At 42.8% G+C, this 848-nt stretch carries 1 protein-coding gene; it reads left to right on the forward strand.

Features of this window, described 5'->3' with window-relative positions; translation table 11 throughout:
• Positions 1 to 848: transposase (locus FZ041_RS14320; RefSeq protein ID WP_149190061.1), on the forward strand; the 848-nt coding region annotated here is incomplete at both ends.

Here is an 848-nt window from a genome sequence, read left to right on the forward strand (position 1 = left end):
AAAGAAGTACTCAATCGGTACTCCAGCATTTATGAAATCGACGAAACGAAATTTGTTCATGGTATTGGTCATCGCAAAACGCCACAACAGAGGCACTACGAGCGCCTGCAGGAATATATCGAAAAGCTTGAGGAGTATGTCGAACGGATTACCATTTGCGGGCCTAACCGCAACAGTTATTCCAAGACAGACCATTCGGCAACATTCATGCGGATCAAGAAGGACTATATGGGAAACGACCAGTTGCTCCCCGCCTATAATGTCCAATTCGGCATTGCCGATGAATACATCGCTGTAGCTGACGTCAATCAGTACCGCTCGGATATGGACTGTTTCATTCCCTTATTGGAGCAGTTCCATAAAACATATGGATTCTATCCGAAATATCCTGTGGCCGATGCAGGGTATGGTTCTTACAACAATTACATTTTCTGTGAGCAGCACGGCATGGAAAAGTATATGAAATTTCCCATGTTCAAAAAAGAAACAACCAACACGAAATATCGGGATAATCCCTTCCGGCCAGTCAATTTCAAGATTGACGAAGACGGTATACTACGCTGTCCTGCGGGAAAAGCCTTCCATCTCAAATATCGCAAGAATATCAAAGGAAATCTGTATGGACGTCAGGAAGAAATATATCAATGCGAAGATTGTACCGATTGTTCTTATGCTACACAATGCAAAAGGAAGGACAAGAATAGAATCATTCGCATCAACGAAGAATTGACTTCCATGCATCAGGAAGTTGTGGATAACCTAGAAAGCATCCATGGTGCACTTCTCCGCATGAATCGTTCCATTCAATCAGAAGGCACTTTCGGCATCATGAAAAATAATCGTTGGTA

Source organism: Pseudoselenomonas caprae, assembly GCF_008271345.1.
In the GTDB taxonomy this organism is placed as follows: Bacteria; Bacillota; Negativicutes; order Selenomonadales; family Selenomonadaceae; genus Selenomonas_A; species Selenomonas_A caprae.